At 62.6% G+C, this 26,158-nt stretch carries 22 protein-coding genes; 15 read left to right on the top strand and 7 right to left on the bottom strand.

Annotation, left to right across the window (positions count from 1 at the left end; translation table 11 throughout):
- Positions 1–210 precede the first annotated feature (210 nt).
- From AADW18_RS17670 to AADW18_RS17660, 3 genes are read right to left on the bottom strand one after another with little or no spacing between them, the layout of a single operon-like run.
- On the bottom strand, positions 211–1,737 hold the full coding sequence (locus tag AADW18_RS17670; RefSeq protein WP_337344714.1) for a CehA/McbA family metallohydrolase: 1,527 nt from the start codon (positions 1,735–1,737) through the stop codon (positions 211–213).
- A gap of 5 nt (positions 1,738–1,742) precedes the next feature.
- Entirely contained in the window at positions 1,743–2,903 is a 1,161-nt protein-coding gene (locus tag AADW18_RS17665) for a Ca2+-dependent phosphoinositide-specific phospholipase C (protein WP_337344713.1), read from the bottom strand.
- 17 nt (positions 2,904–2,920) lie between these two features.
- Positions 2,921–5,449: a TonB-dependent receptor gene (locus AADW18_RS17660; RefSeq protein WP_337344712.1), complete on the bottom strand. Its 2,529-nt coding sequence runs from the start codon at positions 5,447–5,449 to the stop codon at positions 2,921–2,923.
- A 345-nt stretch (positions 5,450–5,794) separates the two neighbouring features.
- On the opposite strand from AADW18_RS17660, the gene AADW18_RS17655 reads away from it, so the two are divergent.
- The 4 genes from AADW18_RS17655 (at position 5,795) to hemC (ending at position 9,767) form a co-directional block, all read left to right on the top strand.
- Complete coding sequence (locus AADW18_RS17655) at positions 5,795–6,766, top strand: TonB family protein (RefSeq protein WP_337344711.1); 972 nt, start codon at positions 5,795–5,797, stop codon at positions 6,764–6,766.
- Positions 6,767–6,855: 89 nt separating this feature from the next.
- Complete coding sequence (locus AADW18_RS17650) at positions 6,856–7,539, top strand: carboxylesterase (RefSeq protein WP_337344710.1); 684 nt, start codon at positions 6,856–6,858, stop codon at positions 7,537–7,539.
- A 369-nt stretch (positions 7,540–7,908) separates the two neighbouring features.
- A complete protein-coding gene (locus AADW18_RS17645) occupies positions 7,909–8,643 on the top strand; it encodes a LytTR family DNA-binding domain-containing protein (RefSeq protein ID WP_337344709.1) in 735 nt (244 codons plus the stop codon).
- Positions 8,644–8,852: 209 nt separating this feature from the next.
- Positions 8,853–9,767: a hydroxymethylbilane synthase gene (gene hemC / locus AADW18_RS17640; protein ID WP_337344708.1), complete on the top strand. Its 915-nt coding sequence runs from the start codon at positions 8,853–8,855 to the stop codon at positions 9,765–9,767.
- A 220-nt stretch (positions 9,768–9,987) separates the two neighbouring features.
- On the opposite strand, the gene AADW18_RS17635 is transcribed toward hemC, so the two are convergent.
- Together AADW18_RS17635 and AADW18_RS17630 are read right to left on the bottom strand one after the other, a co-directional pair.
- Positions 9,988–10,878, bottom strand: coding sequence for a DUF481 domain-containing protein (locus AADW18_RS17635; RefSeq protein ID WP_337344707.1), 891 nt, complete (start codon positions 10,876–10,878; stop codon positions 9,988–9,990).
- A 287-nt stretch (positions 10,879–11,165) separates the two neighbouring features.
- Positions 11,166–11,825: a hypothetical protein gene (locus AADW18_RS17630; RefSeq protein WP_337344706.1), complete on the bottom strand. Its 660-nt coding sequence runs from the start codon at positions 11,823–11,825 to the stop codon at positions 11,166–11,168.
- A 368-nt stretch (positions 11,826–12,193) separates the two neighbouring features.
- Here AADW18_RS17630 and AADW18_RS17625 point away from each other — a divergent pair, with 368 nt between their 5' ends.
- The gene (locus tag AADW18_RS17625; RefSeq protein ID WP_337344705.1) at positions 12,194–13,162 is read left to right on the top strand and encodes a YafY family protein; all 969 of its coding nucleotides are present in this window, start codon (positions 12,194–12,196) and stop codon (positions 13,160–13,162) included.
- Between the two features lie 161 nt (positions 13,163–13,323).
- Here the strand turns inward: AADW18_RS17625 and AADW18_RS17620 are convergent, their stop codons facing one another.
- Positions 13,324–13,899, bottom strand: coding sequence for a lipocalin family protein (locus AADW18_RS17620; RefSeq protein ID WP_337344704.1), 576 nt, complete (start codon positions 13,897–13,899; stop codon positions 13,324–13,326).
- 192 nt (positions 13,900–14,091) lie between these two features.
- On the opposite strand from AADW18_RS17620, the gene AADW18_RS17615 reads away from it, so the two are divergent.
- From AADW18_RS17615 to hslU, 10 genes are all read left to right on the top strand, one after another.
- Positions 14,092–14,427: a hypothetical protein gene (locus AADW18_RS17615; protein ID WP_337344703.1), complete on the top strand. Its 336-nt coding sequence runs from the start codon at positions 14,092–14,094 to the stop codon at positions 14,425–14,427.
- 77 nt (positions 14,428–14,504) lie between these two features.
- A complete protein-coding gene (locus AADW18_RS17610; protein ID WP_337344702.1) occupies positions 14,505–16,613 on the top strand; it encodes a prolyl oligopeptidase family serine peptidase in 2,109 nt (702 codons plus the stop codon).
- 115 nt (positions 16,614–16,728) lie between these two features.
- The gene (locus AADW18_RS17605) at positions 16,729–18,879 is read left to right on the top strand and encodes a S9 family peptidase (RefSeq protein WP_337344701.1); all 2,151 of its coding nucleotides are present in this window, start codon (positions 16,729–16,731) and stop codon (positions 18,877–18,879) included.
- A gap of 277 nt (positions 18,880–19,156) precedes the next feature.
- The gene (locus AADW18_RS17600) at positions 19,157–19,630 is read left to right on the top strand and encodes a YbaN family protein (protein WP_337344700.1); all 474 of its coding nucleotides are present in this window, start codon (positions 19,157–19,159) and stop codon (positions 19,628–19,630) included.
- Between the two features lie 193 nt (positions 19,631–19,823).
- Entirely contained in the window at positions 19,824–20,069 is a 246-nt protein-coding gene (locus tag AADW18_RS17595; protein ID WP_337344699.1) for a lipoprotein, read from the top strand.
- A gap of 27 nt (positions 20,070–20,096) precedes the next feature.
- Positions 20,097–20,927, top strand: a complete 831-nt coding sequence (gene dapF, locus AADW18_RS17590) for a diaminopimelate epimerase (RefSeq protein ID WP_337344698.1) — start codon at positions 20,097–20,099, stop codon at positions 20,925–20,927.
- A complete protein-coding gene (locus AADW18_RS17585; RefSeq protein ID WP_337344697.1) occupies positions 20,915–21,613 on the top strand; it encodes a DUF484 family protein in 699 nt (232 codons plus the stop codon). The genes dapF and AADW18_RS17585 overlap by 13 nt, the downstream gene beginning before the upstream one ends.
- An 89-nt stretch (positions 21,614–21,702) precedes the next feature.
- Positions 21,703–22,611, top strand: coding sequence for a tyrosine recombinase XerC (gene xerC, locus AADW18_RS17580; RefSeq protein WP_337344696.1), 909 nt, complete (start codon positions 21,703–21,705; stop codon positions 22,609–22,611).
- A gap of 423 nt (positions 22,612–23,034) precedes the next feature.
- Positions 23,035–23,586: an ATP-dependent protease subunit HslV gene (gene hslV, locus AADW18_RS17575; protein ID WP_337344695.1), complete on the top strand. Its 552-nt coding sequence runs from the start codon at positions 23,035–23,037 to the stop codon at positions 23,584–23,586.
- 114 nt (positions 23,587–23,700) lie between these two features.
- The gene (gene hslU, locus AADW18_RS17570) at positions 23,701–25,071 is read left to right on the top strand and encodes an ATP-dependent protease ATPase subunit HslU (RefSeq protein WP_337344694.1); all 1,371 of its coding nucleotides are present in this window, start codon (positions 23,701–23,703) and stop codon (positions 25,069–25,071) included.
- A gap of 453 nt (positions 25,072–25,524) precedes the next feature.
- Here the strand turns inward: hslU and AADW18_RS17565 are convergent, their stop codons facing one another.
- On the bottom strand, positions 25,525–26,052 hold the full coding sequence (locus AADW18_RS17565; protein WP_337344759.1) for a mechanosensitive ion channel family protein: 528 nt from the start codon (positions 26,050–26,052) through the stop codon (positions 25,525–25,527).
- Positions 26,053–26,158: the final 106 nt, after the last annotated feature.

The raw sequence follows: 26,158 nt of genomic DNA, 5'->3' as shown, positions 1-26,158 counted from the left end.
GTCCCGCCGCGAGCTTTTCCCTGGCGGTTCGACAAAGCAAGAGCTCGCGCCGAGACGGCGCTCCCACGGTCATGAGCGTTTGCGTTTGTAGGAGCGGCGTCCCGCCGCGAGCTTTTCCCCGGCGGTTCGACGAAGCAAGAGCTCGCGCCGGGACGGCGCTCCTGCGTGGAGATGTTGGACGTCCCGCACGCGTCGCTCGTCGCCGATCGCTCAGTCGGTGGATGCGTCGAAGTTCACGTAGATCGGGTTGCCCAGCAGTTGCAGGCGGCCGTCGGCGCCATAGACATTTGCGCTCAGCCAATGGCGGCCGCCATCACTGCGCCAATCGAAACGATACCGCTCCGTGGCCTGCCGTACTTGCGCGTCACTGAGCAGCGCTGCGGGCTTGCCATCCACCAGCACTTCGACGCGCCCGCCTGCGGCGTTGACGATATCAATAGTGAAACTTGCGCGCGCATCTTTGCTTAGCACCAGTGCGCCGCCCATCGGAGTCTCGCCGCTCTCGTGCCGTGCGTTGAAATCCAGCTTGCGGTCGCGGCTGCCTTGCACGTCGATGAACACCCGTCCGCTGCGAATGCCGGCCAGGATGGCGGACTGCGATAGATTTTCGGCGTACACCACGGTAGTAGGTATGCCAATGCGGCTCGCGCCGAACGAGGCATCCTGCAACGGCGCGTTGTGATTGTCGCTGCCGCCGATGGCGGTCAGCCGATATCCCGCCAAGAGTTGTTTATGCCAGAACGGAATGCCGGAAATCGGCGTGCCAGGATCGACACCGTTGACCGCTTCCACCGCGGCGAAGCGGTGCAGCGACACCGGTTTTTGTGGTGTCCAGCCGCACCCCATGCAGCGCTCGCCGCTGGGCACCAGCGGATGATTGATCGACACCGGCACGCCGCGCCGTCGCATCCGTTCCAACAACGCGTTCCAGTCCGGCACTTCGCCGCTGCCGAGGCGGAAATCCAGATCCGCCTGCAGCCCGAACGCGTTGACATGTCCTTGAAAGGTGGTGATCTCCATGCCGGGCATCATCAGCAGGCGATCGTAGTACGGTTGAAGACCGCGGATATCGTGCAGATGCGACACCGTGTTGTGGTCGGTAATGGCGACGAAATCCAGACGGCGTTCAACGGCCGCCTGTGCGGTGAGAAACAACGGGCATGGAACACGTGTACCGGATTGGTTGGCGCAGCTGGCGTCGCTATGCGCAGTGTGCATGTGCAGATCGCCGCGATACCAGCCGGGTTGCGGATTCAACACGGGCAATAGAGATGCAGGAATCTCTTCGGGTGTGCTTACGGGCGTGAAGCGGACACGCGCGGTGTACTCGGCTTTGCTGTCCGGACGGATATTGGGAATGCCGAGCAGCAGCTTCCAGGTGCCGGGCTTCAAGCGGCCGGGCAGGTAGGAAGGTGTGGCGTCATTGGCCGAAATAGTGAACAGCCGCTTGTTGCCGCCGCTCCAGCCCCGGAAACCATCCGGGTCCAGCAATCCCAGATCGATCGTGGTCTTGTCCTCGCGGCCGTTGTAGTCGAACTCCACCGTGATTCGCGCGGTGTCTGGCGCCACGGTGAAAGGTACGGTGCGATAGGTTTGATGATCGCGGCCGTCCAACTGGCCACGCAGCACTACTTCCTTCTCGTGATTTTCAGTGGCGGAGGCCGACTGCTGGGCGTTGCCGGCGTGCAGCGGAACAGCGCACAGCAGCAAGCAAAGCAGTCCGATCAATCCGCGCATTCCGCTCATTCCTCAATCGCCTGTCCGGCGCACTTGCCGGCCGCGCGGCGCGGATTGCATCGTGCGATAGCGCCGTCTTCCAGGCGCACCCGGTAATCGCTGAAACGTCGCTCCGGTTCGATGTAATCGGTCGATACGACCTGCGCGCCACTGGTGAAAGCCGCTTCACGCCGGCGTGTATCGTTGCGCCGCGCTTCCCACGTGTCGGCATCGGCACGCGTGCGGATCAGATGGCCGGCGTCGACAGCGGCAGCGATTCGCGCTGCCTCTTTCAACGGGTCATTGAGCGTCAGATAAGCCGCATCGTCATCGGTTTCGCTGGGAGAATTGACGAACATCGCGCTGTTGGCCCTGCGAGCGCTTTGGTAAAGCGCCACTTTGGTGGGAGATTCGTCCAGGACGAACAGCACACGTCCACGTGCATTTGCCAGGGTTGGCCAGCCGTCGGTGCGGATCGCTTCGCGAAGGGAGGGCCGATCGCCTTGTACCTGGCGCGGTTCGATCAGCGACCCCGCCGGAAATACGGAACGTATTTCCGCATCCAGTGCATCAAAGGCCGCGGCATCGAAGCGCAACGGCGGCACCGTGCCGGGAGCTGCCGCGCCGTCCTTGGCGTTGATCAGGATCACGATGGGAACGTGCCGCGGATGCGCCAGCGACCAAGTGCGTACGCTTCGCAAGCATTCGGCGAACGGCTGGCAGCTGCTGCGATAGTCGATATCGGAAAGATGCATCACCTTGAAGCCGGGCTCCCGCATTGCCCGGCGCCGCTCGGCGGGCAACGATGCATGCGTGTAGCGGCCACCGCGCGGGTCGTAGTAGATATCCAGTTCCAACCCGCGCACGCCGCTGTCCAACTGCTCGGCCAGCGGCCGATGGCCGTAGTCCAGGCTATCGGCCCCGGCGGGATCACGCAGGCGATGCGCCGCCAACAGCTCCGGCGCCATGGGCTGCTTGTAGCTGTTATGCGTGCCAATGACCTGGATGTCGTTGATGCGCAAATTGGCATCCATCCATGCTTGTTCGCAGCCAGGTCCCGCTTGCCGTACGTCGTTGGCCGCCAGATCGCATGGCGCCGCCGTGGCCCATGGCGAGATAGCCAGGGCGGCAAGCAGTGAGGCTCCGTGGAAAGGCATCCGCACGAATGGAACAGCCAGGCTCCGCATCTTCAGCTGCACGCGCCTCAGAACCGGTACATGACGGCCAGACGGTACGAGCGACCCAGCAGCGGACGCGCGATGAAGGTGTTGGCGCCGGCGTCGCCGCTGGCGAGTTCGCCCGAACGCGGATTGCCTTCGGTCAGGCCCAGCGAGTTGTCGATGTTATCGACGTAGGCCAACATCGACCATTGATCGTCGAACGCGTAGCGCCCACTGAAATTGAAGACATCGTAGGAAGGCAGGCGTACCGAGTTGGCGACATCGACATAGCGCTCGCCCTGGCGTTCGTAGGACAACTGCAGGCGCAGGCGATCGCCAAGCAGGTTGAGGCCCGGCACCACCCGCAGGCTGGTTTTCGGTACACGAATCAGTTGATTGCCATCGTAGTCGCGGATGACGTTGCCGCTGTCCCGATAGCGCAAGCCGCGATACTGCGGGTCCTGCACGGTGGCGGTGAACGAGATATCGAACCAATCGACTGGATAGAACGCGCCTTCCAGTTCCAGGCCAAGCGTCCGCGTGTCGGCATACAACTGCTCAGCAACCGACGAGTTTCCGCTCGGGTTGAACACGTAGTTGGTATAGCCGACGTTGTCGTACTTGGTGAAGAAAGCGGTGGCGAACAAATCGAACTTCTGGTGCGAGTACTTGTACCCGACTTCACCTAGATCCATGGTCTGGATGATGGGTTTGGCGGTGGCATTGGTGATAAACGCGCCCAGGTTCGGCAGCCGGAAGGTCGAGGTCCAGCGCGCGAACAGGCCGGAATAGTCGTCGAACTGCCAGTTGCCGCCGATTGACCAGCCCAACTTGTCGAAGCTCTGATCGTAGTACCGGTACTGATCGGTGCCGGTCCATACCTGCGAAGTCGGGACCGTGCCCAGGTTCACCTGCTGGCGTCCTTCAACCCAGCCTTCCATGTCGACTTTTTCCCAGCGCACGCCGCCATCGATGCGCAGCTTGTCGTTTACCTGCCACTCGTCGGATACATAAAACGCGTTCGTGGTGGAGCGGCCGCTAGCATTTTCCCATTCATAGCCGTAGCGCCAGATGCCGCCGTCGCTGATGGTGGCCACCGGGTTGCCGCTGGCATCCACCGCCACCAGGTCCAACAGGCGCGCGTTGTTTTGCACATCCAACAGCACGGTGGACGAATAGCGGTCGAAATCCTGATCGACCTGGGCATAGTAGTGACCGAAGCTGACGTCGTGGCTTTGCTCGCCGAACTCGAACCGGTGGGAGACCCGCGCGTCGTTCATCAGTTCGTTGACCGGCACCGTGATACCCCGCAGGCCACCGACCACCACTAATCCGTTGCCGTTCTGGTTGGCGGTGTCGTAGATCTGACCTGGAGAATTGACGTAGCGCAGTTGGAAACCGGTCGCGCCGGGATAGCGGGCCAGTAATGCAACCTGGTCACGATGCGCGAAGAACGATTGCGCGCTCTGCAGGGTATTCGGGAACATGCCGTTGCGCTGCGTTTCAGTGGTGTTGTAGCGCATGCTGTCGCGCAGTACCCAGCCGCCAAAGTCCTTTTCGAACTTCATCGTGTATTGATCGCGTTTGACGTGCGTGCCCTCGCTGTTATCGAAGTCATAGCCCGCGCCGTCGGCGGTGATCATGTGCACGCGCTGGGTTTCCGGACCCGCCAGCGTGCCGTGGCTTCCATCGAAACCGGGTACGGCGCGGATCTCGCCATCCGCGTAGGTACGCATCGGCACGCCCAGGTACAGCATGACCTTGTCATCCATGTGCTTGACGTCGAACGAGAGGCTGCCGCCTTCCAGTTCGCGCACCAGGTTCACACGTACCTGGCCGCCATCGTTGGCGGTGAAGCCGGGGTCGCGCACGCCGTTGTCCTGGCGGTAAAAGCCACCCACGGACAACTTCCAGTCCTGGCCGATCGGCGTGCCCAGCCAGAAATCGCCGCGGTACAGGCCGTAGTCGCCGAGGGTGTACTTGAAGATGCCTTCGGCCTTGTCGCCGGGCTGGCGCGGAATGAAGTTGACCGCACCGGCGGGCGCATTGGAGTAGAAGATCGATGACGGACCACCGCGCACTACTTCGATCCGCTCGGTGGTTTCGTCCAAGCGGAACGCCTGGTCGCCGTTGAGCCAGCCCAGCGCGGGGTCGTGCTGCACTGGAAGGCCGTCATCGAGCAACGTGACGGAGCCGAAGCCGTCAACCGGAATGCCGCGCGCACGCACGTTGCCGCTGGCTTCGCCGCCAGATGCTTCGACCCAGAAACCAGGCACGCTCTTCAACGATTCGGTGACGCTGGTGGGCGCCTGCATACGCAGGCGCTCTTCGTCGATGGCGGTCAACGAATAGCTGGTTTCGGCTTTGCTGCGCACACCGGTACCGGCGCGGGCAGTAACCACCACCGTGTCCAAGCGAGTCGCTTCGGTCTGATCGGAGCCAGCCGACATTTCGCTAGAACTATTGCTTTCTGGTTGTTGCGCCAAGACCGGTGAGCTCAGCAAGGCGGCGCAGGTACCAAAGAACAAAGCGCTGCGGACGGCGCCGCAAAGGCGGTGGGGCGTGATCGACATAAGTAGGGTTTCCGATGGCGGGAGAGGCTACGGTGCAACGCGCACGGCGCGAAGCCGGACATGCTGGCGGCCCAATTTGAAATGCGTGTTACCGCTATCTTTCGTTTACATGAATCGTGTGGCCTGCGTGCGCGATGTGCGGATGTCGTCGCAATCCAGACGGGCGCCGTGACGCCGCAGTGTCATCAATCCGGATTAGCCTGCCTGCCGCTTTACAAATGCGGCACTACTGCTCGCCATTTTTGATTGTTTGGCGTGTTGCGTTAGGCCAGACGGGCAAGGTGAGGAATTGATTCGGTCATCTCCGGCCGGCTTCATTTCGAATCAACTGGGGTAGCACATTTCATGAAGTTCGTTTCGCGTTGTGGATCGCTGGTGGTGACGCTGGCGTTGGCCGCGTGCCAACCATCATCACCATCATCACCTTCCGATTTTGACCTTGGCCAAACCGTGACGGATACACCTCAGGTCGAAGCGCCGCAAGTCGAAGCATCGCAGGTGAAGGGGACGGTGGAAGAACTGCGGCAACGTGCTGCGCAGGCCGTTCGCGAACAGCGCGTGTATGCACCCGCTGGCGACAACGCCGTGGAGTATTTCCTGGCGGCGCGCCGACAACAGCCAAGCGATGCCGATGTGCGGAGTGCATTGGTGGAACTGCAACCCTATCTGTTGATCGCTGCGGAACAGGCGCTGGAGCGGATGGATATCGCCGAGTCCGATCGTCTGCTCACTCTCATCGTGCAGGTTGAGCCCGATGCGCCGGCGCTACGGCGTCTGCGGCTGGCGCTGCGCGGAGCGCAGGAGCGCAAGGCACGTGAGGCCGAGCAGGCCGCAGGAGCGGCCGGGCAACTGGCCGAAGCTGGATCGACAACGCAGCCGGTATCTTCCGGCACATCGGCATCCGCCGCACAGCCGGCTTCCCCGCTTGTAGCGAGCGCCGAACCCGTTCCCTTACCGACAGCACCTGCCCCCGCCGTCACCATGCCGCCCACCACCGAAACCGAGCCCGCGAGCGTCGCCATCGCCAGCACGGTCTCCCCACCCGCGCGCGCAGCTGCTGTTCGCACACCGCGATTGCTGCAAGATGCGTCTCCACGTTATCCGCTGCCTGCTTTGCGCGGAAAAGTGGAAGGACAGGCAGAAGTCGCTTTCACCATCCAGCCTGACGGTAGCGTTCGCAACGTGCAGTTGTTGTCGTCCAGTCCTGCGGGCATGTTCGACAACTCCGCCATCGCGGTGGCATCGCGATGGCGCTTTGAAGCCACCGGCCAGGCACATGCTTCCCGGCGCACCGTATTGTTCCGGTTGCCGAACTGAGGCAGGCACAACGGCCAAATACGCAAAAGCCGGACGCAGGTTGGCGTCTTGGTTTGGTGTCTGCCGCCTTCTGCGGCGACAATGCCGGCATGAACGATATTTCTGCTGATGTGTTGGACGCGCTGGAAACCGAAACAGGGCCTTCGCCGGAGTGGTCGGTGCTGTGGCTGCATGGCCTGGGCGCCGATGGCCACGATTTCGCGCCTATCGTGCCGGAGCTGGTGCGGCCGGATTGGCCTGCCTTGCGCTTTGTATTCCCTCACGCGCCGGTGCGGGCGGTCACCATCAACAACGGCATGCGCATGCGCGCGTGGTACGACATCGTGGGCATGGATTTCCCTAACCGTGCCGATAGCGAAGGCGTGACGCAATCCATCGCCCAGGTAGACGCATTGATTGCCCGTGAGCAGGCGCGAGGCATCGCTCCCGAAAGGCTGTTATTGGCCGGTTTTTCGCAAGGCGGCGCGATTGCATTGGCGGCGGGCCTGCGGCGGAGCCAGCCGTTGGGTGGGCTGATTGCGCTTTCCACCTACTTGCCCGGCGCGGAACAGGCGGCGGGCGCTTTGGCCGAAACCGCGGTCCGCCAGCCCATCTTCATGGCCCATGGCGAAGGAGATCCGGTGATTCCGTTGGTTTATGCCGAGCGCAGCGTGCAAGTGCTGAAGGGGCTCGGTTTCGCCGTGGATTGGCACCGTTATCCCATGGCGCACCAGGTCTGCGCGGAAGAAATCCGTGATCTGGGTGACTGGATGGGGCGGCGTTTTGCGTTGTGACCGGTTGAGAGTCCCGGCCGGATGACGATAGCCGCCCTGGCGGCTACTATGCGCCAGGAACGTGGATCCGTTCATCTGGGGCTTGTTAACGCTATTGGGATGGGTCGCGCCGCAAGCCAGTGCGTGCGAGGCAAGGAAGAAGGAGGAAATGTATGTCGATACATGCCCGAGTGATGACGCTGTCCCGTGCGCACTGGCTTGTGGCCTTCCGGGTTGCTTCCCCGCCGCGCCAGGGGTCGCCTTTCCAAGAGCCCACGCGCTGGTTGAACAGGCGGCCGGCCAGTCGCTACGCCACGAACAAGCTCCTGGCGCGGCGGGGAAGCAACGTGGCCTATCCCAATAGCGTTAACAAGCCCTAGGTATGCCCACATGAAAGTGGTCATCGCAGACGACGAATCGCTGGCCCGCGAGCGATTGCGGTCGCTGCTAGCCGAGCATGCCGGGGTGGAAGTCGTGGCCGAGGCCGATAGCGGGCTGGAAGCGCTGCGGGCCTGCGCGGAGCATCGCCCTGACCTGGTGTTGCTGGATATCGCCATGCCGGGCGTCGACGGGTTGGAAACCGCACGCCATCTGTCGGCATTCGACCCGCGCCCAGCGGTGGTGTTCTGCACCGCCTATGACGAGCATGCGTTGTTGGCGTTCGAAGCGGCTGCGATTGACTACCTGATGAAACCAATCCGTCCCGAACGGCTGGCGGTGGCGCTCGAACGCGCACGCACTTTCGTCGCGGGGCGCGGCAACCAGGCACCGGTGGATACCAGCAACCGCCCGGCGCGCACGCATCTGTGCGCACGCCTGCGCGGGAGCCTGCGCCTGATTCCGATCGAAGAGGTGCACTACCTGCAGGCGGAAGAAAAATACGTGGTGGTGCACCACGTGCGCGGCGAAGACCTGATCGAAGAATCGTTGAAGTCGCTGGAAGAAGAGTTCACGGGCCGCTTCGTGCGCATCCACCGCAATTGCCTGGTCGCGCGGCATGAACTGGTCGAACTCAGGCGCGTCGGCGACGGCCACGTGCAGGCGATCCTGCGCCACGGCAAGGAGCCGCTGGAAGTCAGCCGCCGCTGCGTGGCGGGCTTGCGTGAAACGGTGAAGAACCTCTGAGTTCGGCATCCCCGTAGAGCGGAGCTTGCTCCGCTGCTTTTAAGCTTTTTGCACAGAATCGAAGAGCAGCGGAGCAAACTCCGCTCTACGAGGCGTCTTCAGGGCCATTCGCTACCGCTTGCCGTTGCGACGGCCTTGTTGCCATCGACTCGATGTTATCGCGGGGCGCGCTCCGCTCTACGAAGGGACTTATGCGGGATAATGGCCGCATGACACCTTTGCGCATCGCCACCCGTAAAAGTCCGCTGGCCCTTTGGCAAAGCGAGCACGTCGCCGATCGGCTGCGTGCCGCGCACCCTGGGTTGGAGGTGGTGCTGGTGCCGATGAGCACGCGCGGGGATGAGGTGCTGGACCGGTCGCTGGCCGCCATTGGCGGCAAGGGCTTGTTCCTGAAGGAGTTGGAAGTGGCGATGCTGCGCGGTGAAGCCGATTGTGCGGTGCATTCGCTCAAAGATGTGCCGATGGATCTGGAAGCGCCTTTCGCGCTCCCGGCCATCCTGTCGCGGGCCGACCCGGCCGATGCTTTCGTCTCTTCGACCCATTCCGATATCGATGCATTGCCGATGGGTGCCCGCGTGGGTACTTCGTCGCTGCGGCGGCAAGCGCAACTGCGCGCGCGGCGCCCGGACCTTCAGTTGCTGGATCTGCGCGGCAACGTCAATACACGATTGGCGCGGCTGGATGCCGGCGAGTACGACGCCATCGTGTTGGCCTGCGCGGGCCTGCAGCGACTGGGTTTCGAAGGACGTATCCGCACGCGGCTGGCGGCCCCTCAGTGGCTGCCGGCACCGGCACAAGGCGCCATCGCAGTGGAATGCCGTGCCGATGATCCCGCTACGGCCGCTCGGCTGACGGCGCTGGATCATGCACCCACCCGCTGCTGCGTGGAAGCGGAGCGCGCCATGAATCGCGCCTTGCACGGCAGCTGTCATGTGCCCGTGGCGGCGTACGCCGAGCTGCGGGAAACCCGTCTGCATTTGTCAGGGCTGGTGGGCTCCGCCGCCGATGGCAGATTGGTGCGGGCTGATAAAGAAGGTGCTGCCAATGCGCCGCAAGCCTTGGGAGAAGCGTTGGCGACGCGATTGCTGGCGCAAGGCGCGGGAGAGTTGTTGAGCGGTCTTTAGCGGCAAGCGGGAAAAAGCACTTTGCTTTTGCCCCTTTTTAAGCGCTTCTCAACAGCCGAATGGCTGGTCAGGGGGGCTCCGGGTTTGTTCTTTAAGAGCAACAGCAAATCCCCCTCAAATGCTTTACAACCGCCGAATGGCGGGTCATCCCCCGTTGCAAAAGGGGAAGGCGGGGCGAGAGCCTTTTTCGATTCCCGATTCCCGATTCCCGATTCCCGACTCACTTGAACTTATAAACCACGTTCATCGTGGTCAGCGTGTCGGTCTTCTTGAGATCGGGTGAGACATCGCTGTTGTGACGCGCCTGCCAGCCGGCCTTGAGCGCCAGGTGCGAATTCATCGTCACCGAAATCCCCAGGTCGTTCTGCGCGAAGGTGTTGTATTCGCCGGATTCAACCAGCAGTTTGTTGACGATGTCGGTATTGTCGGTCAGCGAATAACGCAGATCGACCAGCCCGCGGCCGATCACGCTGGCTTCGTTGCGATCCTCCAGAACGTCATGCGCGCGGCGGTAACCGGGGCCGAACTGCAGATCCAGCTGTGCACGTTCGTTGTCTATCACGCGGTTGCCGTAGCTGAGGCTGAGCGACTGCTGGCGGCTGTAGGTGCCGAAATCGTCCTCTTCCAAGCGCAGCGAGGTGTTGATGGTGCCGCGTTCGTCCATCTTGTAGCCGCTGTTGGCGCCAAAGGTGTAGCGGTTGGCGGTGGTGCGGGTCTTGCGCTGGACGCCGCCGTTATCGTCATCCATGTATTCGGACCGGGAGCGCAGGCCGAACAGGTTGGCGCTGTGCCTCCAGACGCCGTCGGAATAGGTCACATCCAGCCGGCCATTGAGGCTTTCGGTGTTGCTGTTGCCGTTGGTGGCGGCATAGCCCAATTCGCCGCCTCCCGATAATTTGGGTGCTGGCGCGGCGACCGTGGTGTTTGGTACCGGTGTCTCGGTGACCAGCGGCGCAGTGCGCTTGGGCGTGGCGGCGATCGTCTTGGCGAAAGTCTTCTCCGCCACCGGCGCGGTCTGTTTCGTATTCGGGCTTTCGTCCTGCGCACGGGCGGCAGGAGTCAGCGTTGCCAGGGCGGTGGTGAGGGCGATTAGGGGGAGGAAGCGGGGCATGCGGGGGCCTCGGATTGCGCGACAGCATCCGTTCTATTAGAGCTGGAAACGATTACAGGGTATCGGCAAAGTCACATACCTTCAACCCAAGTGACTGTTTGGATTCAGGATGCTGTGCTGGATTCTGCCAAAGACAGATGACAGATACGATCGCTAGATGTGATCACGACACAGCCGGAACGGACGGTGGGTTTTAGCAACGCGCGAATAAGGCGCCGTCGTATATGCAGCGAAGCGCCCGCTTTGTGCGGCGACGGGCACCGGAAATCAGCGCGTTTCGCTAGGCCCTACGGAGCTTCAATGACGATCGCCGGATCGTCATAGCGCGAATAAACCTGGGTGATGGTGTAGGGATTGCCGTCACGGGAAACGCCGGAATGGCGAAGCTGTAGCGGCCTGCCGTCGCGGCCGATCCAGTACGTGAACTCCAACGGCTCGGGCTGGGTGTGCCGGACGCGATAACGCGTCGCCGGCGAGCCGCCGATAAGGTCGCGGCCTTCCCGTTCCGCCGAAAGACCTTCCTGATGTTTCTGGATATTCAGCGGGTCCCGCCATTGGGTCAGCGTGCCGGCGGGCAACGGTACCCGGCTGCGCCGGCCGCCAGCGTCCATGAACAAGGTATCCCCGACCACGATCTGGGTGCCGGTGGCGATCCGGATGCGGTAACGGTCCGGCGCCACGAAATCCATCTCGGTCGCGATGGGTTGTGGCCCACCCTTCATGGTCATGGTGGCGTGGAAGCTACGGGCCGCCATGAACTTGTCCATGGAATCCTTCACCTCCTGCGCCGCATTGGCCGTGGGGATCGCCGAACCGGCCGCGGCAGGCGTCGCGGATGTCGGCGCCGTGCCTGGGGTTTCCTGCGGCCCCTGAGGTTTGCAGGAGATCAAGGCCGGGAAAATAAGCGCCGGGAAAAGACAGGTCAGCACGAGCCATCTGGGCAACATGAGGCGCTCCTGGCGGGAAGCAGCAACGGTCTGCGCAGGGCCGGCAGCACAGGCGGCCGGGGTCCGCGCGTTGAGGGCAGGGAACGGCGAAGACGCCGCGCCGACCGCCAGGCACCGCACGGGCCCCGGCCGCCTGGCGCGGCGGGGCGTTCACCGATACCAACGTCAATCCGGCGATGAAAACGGCCACGCCTCGGCCCCAGGACGTGTCAATCATTGAGTAGCCGTCCGCGCCGCGCGGCCGAACGCCCGACGCAGCGTCATCGCTCAGGCGTGTATCGGCATACACTTCCTCGCTCTTCCTTGCGTTGAACGCGCGGCGGCACGGCGCGGACGACTACCCAATTGACGACAGACCCAATCCGCCCATGGACAAGATCGAACGCATCACCGCACTGCACCGCATCCTGAAAGCCGCACGCTACCCGGTGACGGTAAAGCGATTGCAGGAAGAACTGGGCTGCTCGCGCGCCACGGTCTACCGCGATCTGGCTTACCTGCGCGATGCCTTGATGGCGCCGCTGGAAGGCGATGGCGAAGCAGGTTTCCGCTATCACGCTGGCGAAAGCGAGCGGTTCGAATTGCCCGGGCTGTGGTTGAGTTCGGAAGAGTTGTACGCGTTGCTGGCTGCGCAGCAGCTGCTGGTGCGTACCGGCGGCGGCGTGCTCTCAGGCGCGCTCGCCCCGTTGCAGAAACGCATCGAAGGCCTGTTGGCCGACCATGCGGGTGTGGCGCAATGGCCGGTGGAGCGCGTGCGGGTCATTCCCCACCGTGGCCGCAAGCTGGACGAAGCCAGCTTCCGCATGGTCGCTTCCGGCGTCCTGGAGCGCAAACAGCTGCAATTCGAATACCGGGCGCGTTCGACCGACGAACGCACCCGCCGCACCGTATCTCCGCAGCGCATCACGCACTACCGCGACAACTGGTATCTCGACGCCTGGGATCACGAGCGCAAGGCGCTGCGCAGCTTTGCCGTCGACCGCATCGGCAATGCGCGCTTGTCCGACGAGCCCGCCCAGGATGTACCCGATACCGAATTGAATCAGCATCTGACCTCCAGCTACGGTATTTTTTCGGGCGAACCGAAGGGCTGGGCCACCATCATGTTCAGTCCCAAGGCCGCGCGCTGGGTGGCGGACGAGCAGTGGCATTCCAAACAGCAAGGCCGGCACCTGCCGGACGGCCGTTATGAGCTGAAGATCCCCTACAGCGTCTCCCGCGAGTTGCTGATGGACATCCTGCATTACGGCGCCGACGCGGAGATCGTCGACCCGCCGGTGCTGCGCGAACAAGCCAAATCGCTACTGGAGCTGGCACTGTCCAATTACGCGCGGTAAGTCGGGCCACGCGCCCGACGCGAAGGGTTCGTTGTCGACGCCGTATCGGCAGGAAGCTACAACACATTCTCCGTCATCCCGGCGCACGCCGGGACCCAGCGACGTTCAAAGAAGCGCCGCACAATGGGACCTGTGCGTCGCGTCGGTCACTTAGGGCCAACCTACGGCTCCTTGGGTTCCGCGAATCCCGGCTTGCCCAACTGCTCCGGCAGTTGCGGCACGCGTTCCAGCTGGCGCGCATTGACGCCGTAGTCGCGCATCTTCTTGACCAGCGTGTCGTACAGCTGATCGTCCATGACCGGGGTGCGGCCGAAGATCCACGCCAGGTCGCGCTCGGGAAAGTCGATCAGTGCCCAGGAGTAGTCGGGCGCCACTTCCAGGATGCGGAACCGGGTAGGCACCACACCGAAGAACCAGACCGTCCAGCGGCGGTTACCTGTGCCGGCCTTCACCGACGCTCGCGACTCCACGCTATCGACAGGTTGGCCGAAGCCTTCCTGATAGACGTAGCGCACCCCGATCTTGCCGTCCTCGCGCAACGTGTATTCGTTGCGGCTGGCCACATGGCCGCGTTCGGCGAAGTAGGGGATGTGAGCGATCACATGCCAGGCGCCCATGAAGCGCGGCAGGTTGACGGCGTCCGCTTCGGTTCTGTCGACAGAACCGGTGGCGCACGCCGTTGTGATGGCGATCAATGTTCCGATCAGCACGACACGAAGGCGGCGCGTCAAGGTCATTCGGGGCTCCAGGCAAAGTGGGACTCTACCTCCACGATGTTGCGTCGACCATGGTATTACCGCCGTGACGACGGTTTGAAGGCACTGTTCCGCAGTTCCGCGTGACGGCACGGACCGCACGATGTCCGCGGCGTCGCAGTGCCTGAGATGGCCAGCGGTCAGTCTCTGGGCTCGCCAACCGGAGCCGCCAGCATGCCGAATTTCATCTCTCGCCAACCGCCTCAGTCGCTTTCGCCCGTGCAGGCCTATCCCGCCCTGGAGCGTGCTTTGCGACAGGCGACAGTGATCGGACTGGCCCTGGTGGTGCTGTTGCCCGCCGCGCGCGGCCATAGCGATTGGCTCGGCTGGATGCCGATGTGGCTGGTCGGCATGCCATTGTCGGCGTGGTGGGCGATGCATCGATTTCGCTTGCCTGTTTGGCCGGCGTCGCGGGATTCCGTGCTGCGGCCATCCCGGCGCCGCCGTTTCCGCAGCCAGGCGCGGCGTTGCGCGCGGCCCGCATGGAGGCAGCGTACGCAGGCTGCCTGACCTTCGGCAGGGGAGTGTGCTTCGGGGCTTGTGCTAGCGTTGAGGGATCACACTGCACGCTTTGGAGTCGCTACTCAATGCCCAAACTCGCCCACGCCTGCCTGATGGCGGGCCTTGCTGTCGCCGGCATTACTGCGACTGGAACCGCCATCACCAAGGAGATCCCTGTGGCCAATGATCCTTATGCCTGGTTGGAAGACGTCGAGGGCAAGAAGCAGCTGGATTGGGTGAAGGCGCAGAACGCCAAGGCCGAAGCGGAGATAGCCGCCACGCCCGAGTTCAAGCAGTTGGAGAGCGACATTCGCTCCATTTTGGATTCCGACGCCAAGATCCCCGGCGTGGAGAAGATCGGCGAGTACTACTACAACTTCTGGAAAGACAAGAATCACGAGCGCGGACTCTGGCGCCGCACCACGCTGGAGGAATACCGCAAGCCGCAGCCGCAGTGGGAAACCGTGCTGGACCTGGACGCGCTGAATGCGGCCGAAGGCAAGAACTGGGTCTGGCACGGCGCGGATTGCCGCAAGCCTGACTACACGCGTTGCCTGATCGCGCTGTCGCGCGGCGGCGCCGATGCCGACGAAACCCGCGAGTTCGACCTGACCACCAAGACTTTCCTGAAGGATGGTTTCTACCGCCCTGAAGCCAAGGGCGCGCTGGGCTGGAAGGACGCCGATACCGTTTATGTCTTCACCGATTTTGGCGAAGGCACCATGACCAGCTCCGGGTATCCGCGCATCGTCAAGGAATGGAAGCGCGGAACGCCGCTGTCCACTGCGACCACGGTGTACGAAGGTACGGCGGAGGATATGTATATCGCCGCGTATCACGACGATACGCCGGGTTTCGAGCGCGATTTTGTCAGCCGTACGCTGGCTTTCTACAACGATGAGTTGTATCTGCGGACCGGCGATAAGCTGGTCAAGATCGACGCCCCCAATTCCGCCAACAAAGGCGTTCACCGCGAGTGGCTGACGTTGGAACTGCGCGACTCCTGGACGGTCGGCGGCAAGACGTATCCCGCCGGCTCGCTGTTGGCGGCGAAGTTCGACGATTACCTGGCGGGCAAGCGCGAATTCCAAGTGCTGTTCGCGCCTACCGAAAGCACATCGCTGTCCGGCTTCGCCTGGACGCGCCATCATTTGATTCTGAACGTGCTGGATGACGTCAAGAACCGCTTGAGCGTGCTGACGCCTACGGACAAAGGCTGGAAGAGCAGCGCGTTCGTGGGTGCTCCCAGCTTTGGCACCATCGGCGTGGGCGCAGTGGATGCCGACGAAAGCGATGCGGTGTGGCTGACGGTGACCGACTACCTGACACCGACCACGTTGTCGCTCGCCGAGGTCGGCAAGCAGCCGGAACAACTCAAGGCCATGCCGGCATTCTTCGACGCATCCGGCAAGGTGATCGAACAGCACTTCGCCGCCAGCAAGGACGGCACCAAGGTTCCTTACTTCCTGGTCCGCCCCAAGGAGTTGAAGTACGACGGCAGCACGCCGACGCTGCTGTACGGCTACGGCGGTTTCGAAATCTCGCTGACACCCGGTTATTCCGGCGGCGTCGGCAAAGGCTGGCTGGAGAAGGGCGGCGTATATGCGGTCGCCAACATCCGCGGTGGCGGCGAATACGGTCCCCGCTGGCACCAGGCTGCGTTGAAGGCCAATCGCCACAAGGCGTACGAAGACTTCGCCGCGGTCGCGCAGGACCTGGTGGCGCGCAAGATCACCTCGCCCAAGCACCTGGGTATCCAGGGCGGCAGCAACGGTGGTTTGCTGACCGGCAACATGCTGGTCCAGTACCCGGAATTGTTCGGCGCGGTCGTGGTGCAGGTGCCGCTGCTGGACATGAAGCGGTACAGCCACCTGCTGGCCGGTGCTTCGTGGATGGCCGAATACGGCAATCCCGACAAGCCGGAAGAGTGGGCGTTCATCCAGAAATTCTCGCCCTACCACCTCTTCGACGACAGCAAGACCTATCCGCCCACCTTGTTCATGACCTCGACGCGCGACGACCGCGTGCATCCCGGCCATGCCCGCAAGATGGCGGCCAAGATGCTGGAAGCCGGCAAGGACGTGCGCTACTACGAAAACATCGAAGGTGGCCACGGCGGCGCGGCCAACAACGCCCAGGCCGCGCACATGAGCGCGCTGGCATATACCTTCCTGTGGCAACAGTTGGCCGAATAAGAAAGCGGACGTAGGGCGGGCCTTGGCCCGCCATTGCCGTGCGGTCGCTCGCGATAGCAATGACCCGGGCCACCTGCTCCACCCACCATTGCATCCCGTCTGCGCGGACCCAATCATGAAACCCACCACCTTCCTGTTTGCAGCGACCCTCCTGATGACCGTTTCATACAACTCCGCACTCGCCGCCGACATCGCTCCCCCGGACGTGGCCAAGAAACCACACGTGGTCAAGGCGCCCTTCGGTGCCGAGCGCACCGATGACTACTACTGGCTGCGCGATGACGCCCGCGAAAACCCGGAGATGCTTGCGTACTTGAACGCGGAGAACGCATACGTCGACGCGGTGATGGCGCCGACCAAGCCCTTGCAGGAACAGCTGTATGCCGAGATCGTCGGCCGCATCAAGCAGGACGACGCGAGCGTGCCTTTCCGTGAGCGTGGCTGGTGGTATTACACCCGCTTTGAAACCGGCCAGGACTATCCGATCCACGCCCGCCGCGAAGGCAGCATGGAAGCGCCCGAGCAGATTCTGCTCAACGTCAACACGCTGGCCAAGGACAAGGGCTACTACAACATCGGCGATTGGGAAGTTACCCAGGACAACAAAATCCTGGCCTATGCCGAGGATGCGGTGGGCCGCCGCCAGTACGTGGTCCGCTTCAAGAACCTGCAGACCGGCGAGCTCTACCCGGACGAGATCAAGGGCGTCTCGGCCAATCTGGTCTGGGCCGATGACAACAAGACCTTGTTCTATGTCGAGAACGACCCGGAAACCTTGCTCACCGTGCGAGTCAAATCGCACGTGCTGGGCACGCCCTCTTCGCAAGACAAATTGGTCTACGAAGAAAAGGACGACAGCTTCTACATGGGTATCGGCCGCACCCGCGACGACAAGTTCATCTGCATCAGCGTGGAAAGTACGGTCTCGTCCGAGCAGCGCTGCTCGCCGGCCGCGAATCCCGGCGTGTTCACCGTGCTGGCGCCGCGCCAGCGCGATGTGGAATACAGCGCCGATCACCTTGACGGCCGTTGGGTCATCCGCACCAATTGGGGCGGTACTGGTCAAAAGCTGGCAAAGAACTTCAAGTTGATGACGGCGCCTTCCGACGCCACTTCGCGCGAGCAATGGACCGATTGGCTGGCGCACGACGACAAGGTCTTCATCGAAGGCTTCGAACTGTTCAACGATTTCACCGCTGTCAGCGAACGCTCCAATGGCTTGGAGCGTATCCGGCTGATCCGCGTCGATGGCAAGGAGGAGTACGTCAAGGCCGACGAGCCAGCGTATTCGATGGGGCTGGCCGTCAATTCGGAACCGGACTCCGCATTGCTGCGCTACAGCTACACGTCGATGACCACGCCGGGCACCCAGTACGAACTGAACACCCAGACCGGTGAGCGCAAGCTGCTCAAGCGCGATCCCGTGATCGGCTACGACCCATCGCTATACACCACCGAACGCGTCTGGGTTGCAGCACGCGACGGTACCCAGGTGCCGGTCTCGCTGGTGTACAAGAACGGTTACAAGAAGGACGGCAAGGGCGCGCTGCTGCAATACGGCTATGGCAGCTATGGCGCGTCGATGGATCCCGGCTTCAGCGGCACCGTGGTCAGTCTGCTGGATCGCGGCATGGTCTACGCCATCGCGCACATTCGCGGTGGACAGGAGATGGGCCGCGACTGGTACGAGAACGGCAAACTGCTGCACAAGAAGAACACCTTCAACGATTTCATCGATGTCACTGACGCGCTAGTGAAACAGGGTTACGCCGCACCGGACCGCGTGGCGGCAATGGGTGGCAGCGCCGGTGGATTGCTGATGGGCGCCATCGCCAATCTGGCGCCGGACAAATATCGCGTGCTGGTGTCGCAGGTGCCGTTCGTCGACGTGGTCACCACCATGCTGGATCCCAGCATTCCGCTGACCACCAATGAATACGACGAGTGGGGCAACCCGGAAAAGAAAGCGTTCTACGATTACATCGTTACCTATTCGCCTTACGACAACTTGAAGCCGCAGGCCTACCCGGCGATCTTTGTCGGCACCGGCCTGTGGGATTCGCAGGTGCAGTATTGGGAGCCGGCCAAGTACGTCGCCAAGCTGCGTGACGTGAATACCGGCAAGTTGCCAGTACTGTTCCGCACCAACATGGAAGCCGGCCACGGCGGCAAATCCGGCCGTTTCCGCCGCTACCGCGAAATGTCCGAGTACTACGCTTTTGTGCTGGACCAGTTGGGTGTGACGGAGCAGCCTGCAAAGCGCTGAATTGCTGAGCGGGGCTTGTGGCTCCGTTTCTCGTAGAGCGGAGCTTGCTCCGCTGCTCTTCCTGACGCCTGGGTGATTCATGACCTGTGGCGAAAAGCAGCGGAGCAAGCTCCGCTCTACTACAAGCGGCCCTTCGTTATGGCCTGCCGTTGCGACGGCCTCATCGCCACTGGCTCGGTGCTATCGCGGGGCGCAGCTCGGCTCTACAAGAGCGATGTAATGCTCCATCTCATACCCGCGACTTACGCCGCTCTAGCGAATGCGGTAAAACGTCCGGGTGAAAAACAGACCCGGCTCCCCACCTTCGCCCGAGACCCGGGAAAGCGTTCCTTCCCGGTACCGCTGGGCCTGGCTGGTGTTGGCGTACTGCAGTCTCGCGGCGGGTATCGTCGGTATCTTCCTGCCCGTCATGCCCACGACGGTATTCATCCTGATCGCTGCCTTCGCCGCATCTCGCGGCTCTGAGCGCCTGCACCGGTATCTGCTGGCACACAAGCGCTTCGGCCCGATGATCCGTGATTGGCAGGCGCATGGTGCGGTGTCGCGGCGAGCCAAATGGGCGGCGACGTTGACCATGTTGTTCTCCGCTATGGTGCTGCTGGTGATCATGTTGTCGGTCGGTTCGCACCGTTGGTGGATGGCAGCGTTGCCGATCGCCTGCATGGCGGTAGTGGCAGCCTGGTTGTGGCGGCGCCCGGAGCTGCCTAGGCGACCTGGGGAACAGGGGCGGGGAATAGGGAATAGGGAATAGGGAATAGGGAATAGGGAATAGGGAATAGGGAATGGGGGAATGGGGGAATGACACTTTCCTGGCGCATATTCCTTCTGCGCCCGCCCACTTCCATTGCCCATTCCCACTTTTTTGCTTTACCGATGACAGGCACCTGACAAGCACCCGCAGGGTGCCGCTGCTCATTCATCGCTATCTGGCTATACTCCGCCGCATGAGCAAAATTGCACGCTTCGTATCGACCGCCGCCGCTGTGGCGCTGCTTTCCGCTTGCGGCGCCAAAGGCCCGCTTTTCATGCCGGAGAAACCTGCACCGGACCAGCAGGAAACGCCTGAGGAAATGACGCCCGCGGACCCAGTGGAAACGCCGCCGGCCGACGACGCTACGCTCCCGGCAGAAACCCCGATCGAAACCCCAGTCGAAACGCCGGTGCCGCCAGCGACCGACGGCGGCCGCTGAGTTCCGGTCGAACACGGGTAGATCACGATGCGCTTCACCAAGATGCATGGCGCCGGTAACGACTTCATCGTGCTGGACCTGCGCGGCGGAATGGCGCCGCCCGATGCCACCTTGGCGGCGCAACTGGCCGATCGTCATTTCGGCGTCGGCTGCGATCAGATCCTGACCATCGAGGCGCCGCGCAGCGAAGGTGCCGTAGCGTCTTATCGCATCTGGAATTCGGATGGCTCGCCTTCGCAGCAATGCGGCAACGGGGCGCGCTGCATCGCCGCCTGGCTGGTGCACGACGGTACGGCCCAGGGCACCCGGTTCCAGATGGATAGTCCGTTGGCGACCCATGACGTGGAGCGCCTGGACGGCGACCGTTACGCGATCGCGATGGGCGTGCCGGATTTCGAGCCAGCACGCATTCCCATGCATGGGTTCGGTCGCGTGCAGGACGAGTACGAAGCGATTGCGGGCGTGGGCCTTCGGCTGCGGTTTGGCGCGGTGTCGATGGGCAATCCGCATGCGGTGATCGAAGTACCGTCCGTGGCGCAAACGCCGGTCGCCGAATACGGCGCGGCGTTGCAGCAATCAGCGCATTTTCCCGAATCGGCCAACGTGGGTTTCGCGGAAGTGGTCGCGCGCGATCGCATCCGCCTGCGGGTTTACGAGCGAGGTGTCGGCGAGACCCTGGCCTGCGGCAGCGGCGCGTGTGCCGCCGCCGCGGTGCTGATGAGGCGCGGCCGCATCGATCGCACCGTCACCATCATGCTGCCCGGAGGTGAGTTGTGCATTCGCTGGCCGGACGACAGCGCACAGGTCATCATGTCGGGGCCCGCAGCATTCGTATTCGAAGGGGAATGGACACAGTGAGCGATCATCGCGAGAAGAATGGCCAGGAAAAACTCGGCGCGCATGAAGTTGCCGCCTGGCTGCGGCGCCACCCCACTATTCTCAAGCAGTTCCCCGATCTGGCCTTGAGCCTGGTGGTACCGCGCGACGAAGGCCCCACCGCGTCGCTGGCCAGTTACCAGTTGGAGGTCCTGCGCGACAAGAACCGCGAACTCTCCAAGCGGCTCAGCGATCTGTTCGCCAATGCGCAGGAAAACGAGCGCCTGGCGGTACGCACGCACCAGCTGACGTTGTCGCTGCTGAAGCAGCGCACCGCCGCCGATACGGTGCGCGCCATGGCGGCGTCGCTGGCCGAAGACTTCAATGGCGACCGCATCAGTATCGTATTGCTGAAACGCATCGAAGGACTTGAGGATGCGGATTGGCTGCAGACCATTCCTCAGGACAGCCCGCATCTTGCGCCGTTCCGTGATTGCCTGCGCGAAGGCGAACCGATCTGCGGCCGCCTGCAGCCGGAAAAGAACGCACTGCTGTACGGTTCGCGAGCCGAGGACGTCACCTCGTCCGCATTGCTTCCCTTGCCTGAAGTCGGTCTGGTGGCCGTGGGCAGCCATGACGCCAACCGCTTTTATCCCGGCATGGGGACATTGTTCCTGCGCATGATGGGCGAGGCGCTGGTGGTGGCGCTGAAGCGGTTCGATGATTGAAGTACGGCGCAAGCCCTGCTCATCCATCCTGATGTGCTGCCGCCGTGAACTCCTCCCGTAAAACAAAGCCAGCGAAAACGGGGAAAAGCGTGCCGGAGCTCACACCGGTGCCTGAAACGCCACGGCTGATCGAGGATTTTCTCTCTCATCTGCAGGTCGAGCGCCGCATGTCCGCTCACACGCTCGATGCATACCGCCGCGACCTTGCCGCATTGGCGGAATGGACGGCGCGGTTGGATAACCCGGACCTGCTCGCACTGCACACCGAGCAACTCCGCGCTTTTGTAGCGGCCGAACATCGTCGCGGACTGTCGCCAAAGAGCTTGCAGCGCCGCTTATCCGCTTGCCGCAGTTTCTACACCTGGCTGCTGCGTCACGGCCGCATCGCCGCCACGCCTGCCGCCGGGCTGCGGGCTCCCAAGGCGCCTCGCAAGCTGCCGCAGGTGCTGGATGCGGATGAAGCGGTGCGTTTGGTCGAAGTGCCTACCGACGTGCCGCTTGGCTTGCGCGATCGCGCATTGCTGGAGCTTTTCTATTCCTCCGGGTTACGCCTGAGCGAACTATGCGGCCTGCGCTGGCGCGACTTGGATCTGGTGACTGGTTTTGTCACCGTGATGGGCAAGGGCAACAAAGAGCGCAAAGTGCCGGTGGGCTCGCATGCCCGCAACGCGCTGGACGCATGGCGAACCGATCAGAAAGCAACCAGCGACTCTCCCGTTTTCCCCGGCCGCGCTGGCGGTCCCATCTCGCAGCGTGCCGTGCAGATACGGTTGAAGCAGTTGGCGCAGCGGCAGGGCCTGTTCAAACACGTGCATCCGCATATGCTGCGCCACAGTTTCGCCAGTCATATCCTGGAGTCCTCCGGCGATCTTCGTGGTGTGCAGGAATTGCTGGGCCATGCCGACATTGCCACCACGCAGATCTACACCCACCTGGATTTCCAGCATCTGGCCAAGGTCTACGACGCCGCCCATCCGCGCGCCAAGCGGAAGACGTGATCCCGAGACCGACTGTAGGAGCGGCGTCCCGCCGCGAGCTCTTCCTGTCAGGTTGCGATAGAAGCGGAAAGCTTGTTCGCCGTCTGGGCGCGCTGCGGCGCGTTCGTGATCGCGCGCATTGGGGAACTATCGGGGCGCGAAGCGGCGTCCCGCCGCGAGCTCTTCCCATCAGATCACGATAAAAGCGAAAAGCTTGTTCGCCATCCGGACGCGCTGCGGCGCGTTTGTGGTCGCGCGCATTGGGGAACTACCGGGGCGCGGAGCGGCGTCCCCGCCGCGAGCTCTTTCTGTCAGATCATGGCGAAGCAAAGAGCTCGCGCCGAGACGGCGCTCCTACGTGTACGGCGTTGGTCGGGGTTCCCAAAGTCATGCTTGAACCATCCGTGGCCGTCCCCACTTCATTGGGAACACCCCGGAGGCCGCATGGACCCCAGCCAGAATCCCAACGTTTTCCACGCCACCACCATTATTTCCGTTCGTCGCAATGGCCACGTTGCCGTAGCTGGCGATGGACAAGTCACGCTGGGCAATACCGTGATGAAAGGCAACGCCCGCAAGGTGCGCCGCCTGGGCCGCGACAGCCAGGTGCTGGCGGGCTTCGCCGGTGCCGCCGCGGACGCCTTCACGTTGTTCGAACTATTCGAAGCCAAGCTTGAAAAACATGGCCAGCTGCAACGCGCAGCAGTGGAACTGGCCAAGGACTGGCGTACCGAACGCCGTCTGGGCAAGCTGGAGGCGCTGCTGGCTGTCGCCGACAAGGAAACTTCGCTGGTCATCAGCGGTACCGGCGATGTGATTGAACCGGAGGACGGCATCATCGCCATTGGTTCCGGTGGTTCGTTCGCACTATCCGCCGCCCGCGCGCTGTTGGCGCATACCGAGATGGATGCCAAATCGATAGCCGTCGAAGCGCTCAAGATCGCCGGCGATATCTGCATCTATACCAATCGCAATGTGGTGGTGGAGGAACTGTGAATCGGGAATGGGGAATGGAGGATCGTCAAAGCGATTCCTGTCCTTCTCTACCCGCTCCTCGGTCCGTCCGCCTTCCCTCTCGATTCCCCATTCTCGATTCTCCATTCCCGCCCCATGACCGACCATAAAAACACCAACAGCACCATGACCCCGCGCGAGATCGTGCAGGAACTCGACCGCCATATCGTTGGCCAGCACGCCGCCAAGCGCGCGGTCGCCATTGCGCTGCGCAACCGTTGGCGCCGCATGCAGTTGCCGGAAGACCTGCGCAACGAAGTGATGCCCAAGAACATCCTGCTGATCGGTCCCACCGGCGTCGGCAAGACCGAGATCGCACGCCGCCTGGCGACCTTGGCCAATGCGCCGTTCGTGAAGGTGGAAGCCACGCGCTTCACCGAAGTCGGCTATGTGGGCAAGGATGTCGAGCAGATCGTTCGCGATCTGGCCGATACCGCCGTCAAGATGTATCGCGAACAAGCCAAGGCGCGCGTGCGCACCCAGGCCGAGGAACGCGCTGAAGAACGCATCCTGGATGCGCTGCTGCCGCGCCGCAGTACCGGTATTGGTTTCGATCCCGAAGTTGCGCGCAACGAGCCTTCCGCGCAAGACAACGAAACCCGCATCAAGTTCCGCAAGATGCTGCGTGCCGGCGAGCTGGACGAACGCGAGATCGAACTGGAACTTGCCGTCAACGTCGGCGTGGACATCATGACGCCGCCAGGCATGGAGGAGATGGGGCAGCAGCTACGGCAGATGTTCTCCAATCTGGGTGGCGCCAAGTCGCACAAGCGCACGGTGACGATCAAAGCCGCGCGCCCGCAGCTGATCGAAGAAGAAGCCGGAAAGCTGGTCAATGAAGATGATATCCGTAGCGCAGCTATCGACGCCTGCGAGCAGAACGGCATCGTCTTCATCGATGAGATCGACAAGGTCGCCAAGCGCGGCGATAACATCGGTGGTGGCGATGTCAGTAGCGAAGGCGTGCAACGCGATCTGCTACCACTCGTGGAAGGCAGCAACGTCAGCACCAAGTACGGCACGGTCAAGACGGACCACATCCTGTTCATCGCTTCCGGTGCGTTCCACCTGGCCAAGCCCAGCGATCTGATCCCGGAATTGCAGGGCCGTTTCCCCATTCGTGTCGAACTGGGTGCCCTGTCGAAGGACGATTTCATCCGCATCCTGACCGAGCCCAAGGCCGCGCTGACCAAGCAATATGTCGAACTGATGAAGACCGAAGGCGTCGAGCTGGAATTCTCGACCGACGCCGTCGACCGCCTGGCTGAGATCGCCGCGCAAGTCAACGAGCGCCAGGAAAATATCGGCGCCCGTCGACTGCATACGGTGCTCGAACGATTGCTGGATACGCTGAGCTATGAAGCTCCCGACCGCGATGGTCAAGCGGTCAGCATCGATCGCGACTATGTCGATTCGCATCTGGGCGAGCTGGTGAAAGATCCGGATTTGAGTCGCTATATCCTGTAAGGCACGCCCCAAAAGAGCCCGCCGTCAGGCGGGTTTTTTTTGCGCCTTTGTAGGAGCGTTCGCTTTTTGTAGGAGCGGCGCCCCGCCGCGAGCTCTTTCCGTCAGATCAAGCAAAAGCCGAAAATCGAAGCCCGCCGTTCGCCAATTGGACGCGCTGCGGCGCGCTCAGGGTTGCGCGCCCTGATGGGCTATCGAGGCGCGGAGCGGCGTCCCGCCGCGAGCTCTTCCTGTCAGATCAAGCAAAAGCCGAAAATCGAAGCCCGCCGTTCGCCAATTGGACGTGCTGCGGCGCGCTCTGGGTTGCGCGCGCTGAGCGGCTATCGAGGCGCGGAGCAGCGTCTCGCCGCGAGCTCTCTCGTCACATCGCGGTGGAAGCGAAGAGCTCGCGCCGGGACGGCGCTCCTACAAGATCACCTGGGAGATCATGATCGAAGTAGGACGCTTTCCGAGCCATCACGCGGTCGGTCCCGGATCACTGCGCCAGCGTCTTGTGCTGCGTTGGAAGAACTGGCTGTTGGGAATCTGCAATACCGTGTCTTCACCGTTGCCATTGGTTTCCTGCAAGGTGGTGTAGATGAGATTGATGTCGACCACGCGTCCCTTCAATCCGGGTTTGTCGCCGTTATCCACGAGTTCAATGTGATCGTGGAGCCGGAATGGCCGCGTGGTCAGGATGAGTAGCGTGCAGAAAATGTTGGAGAGCACGCTCCACGCAGCGAAGAATGCTACCGCTGCCACGGCGGTGAAGCCGGTCAGTGCGGTCCAAAGGACCGAACCGGACACTCCCCATCGTTCCAGTATGAGTAGTATCGCGGCACCGTACGCGACGAAGCCGAGGATTCGCCGTGCGCCGATGGCCATCTCCGGCGGCAGGGCGTAGCGATCGCACAGGCGCGAGAACAACCGACGCAGCAGTTGATTCAGCAGCCATGCCAGCACCAGGATGATGGCCGCTTCAGTCAGCGGTATCGCAATGCCCATCCAATCCTGCAGCCACGGTGGCACATCGCGCAGACCAGAAGACGATGCCTTCGGTATGCCGATCACAGTCGTGGCGCAGAACGTTCCGGTAGGACCGCCGCCCCCA

The organism is Pseudoxanthomonas sp. CCNWLY206-1, from assembly GCF_039710385.1.
In the GTDB taxonomy this organism is placed as follows: domain Bacteria; phylum Pseudomonadota; class Gammaproteobacteria; order Xanthomonadales; family Xanthomonadaceae; genus Pseudoxanthomonas_A.
The sequence above is the reverse complement of the archived record's forward strand: the minus strand, read 5'-3'. Positions and strand labels throughout refer to the sequence as shown.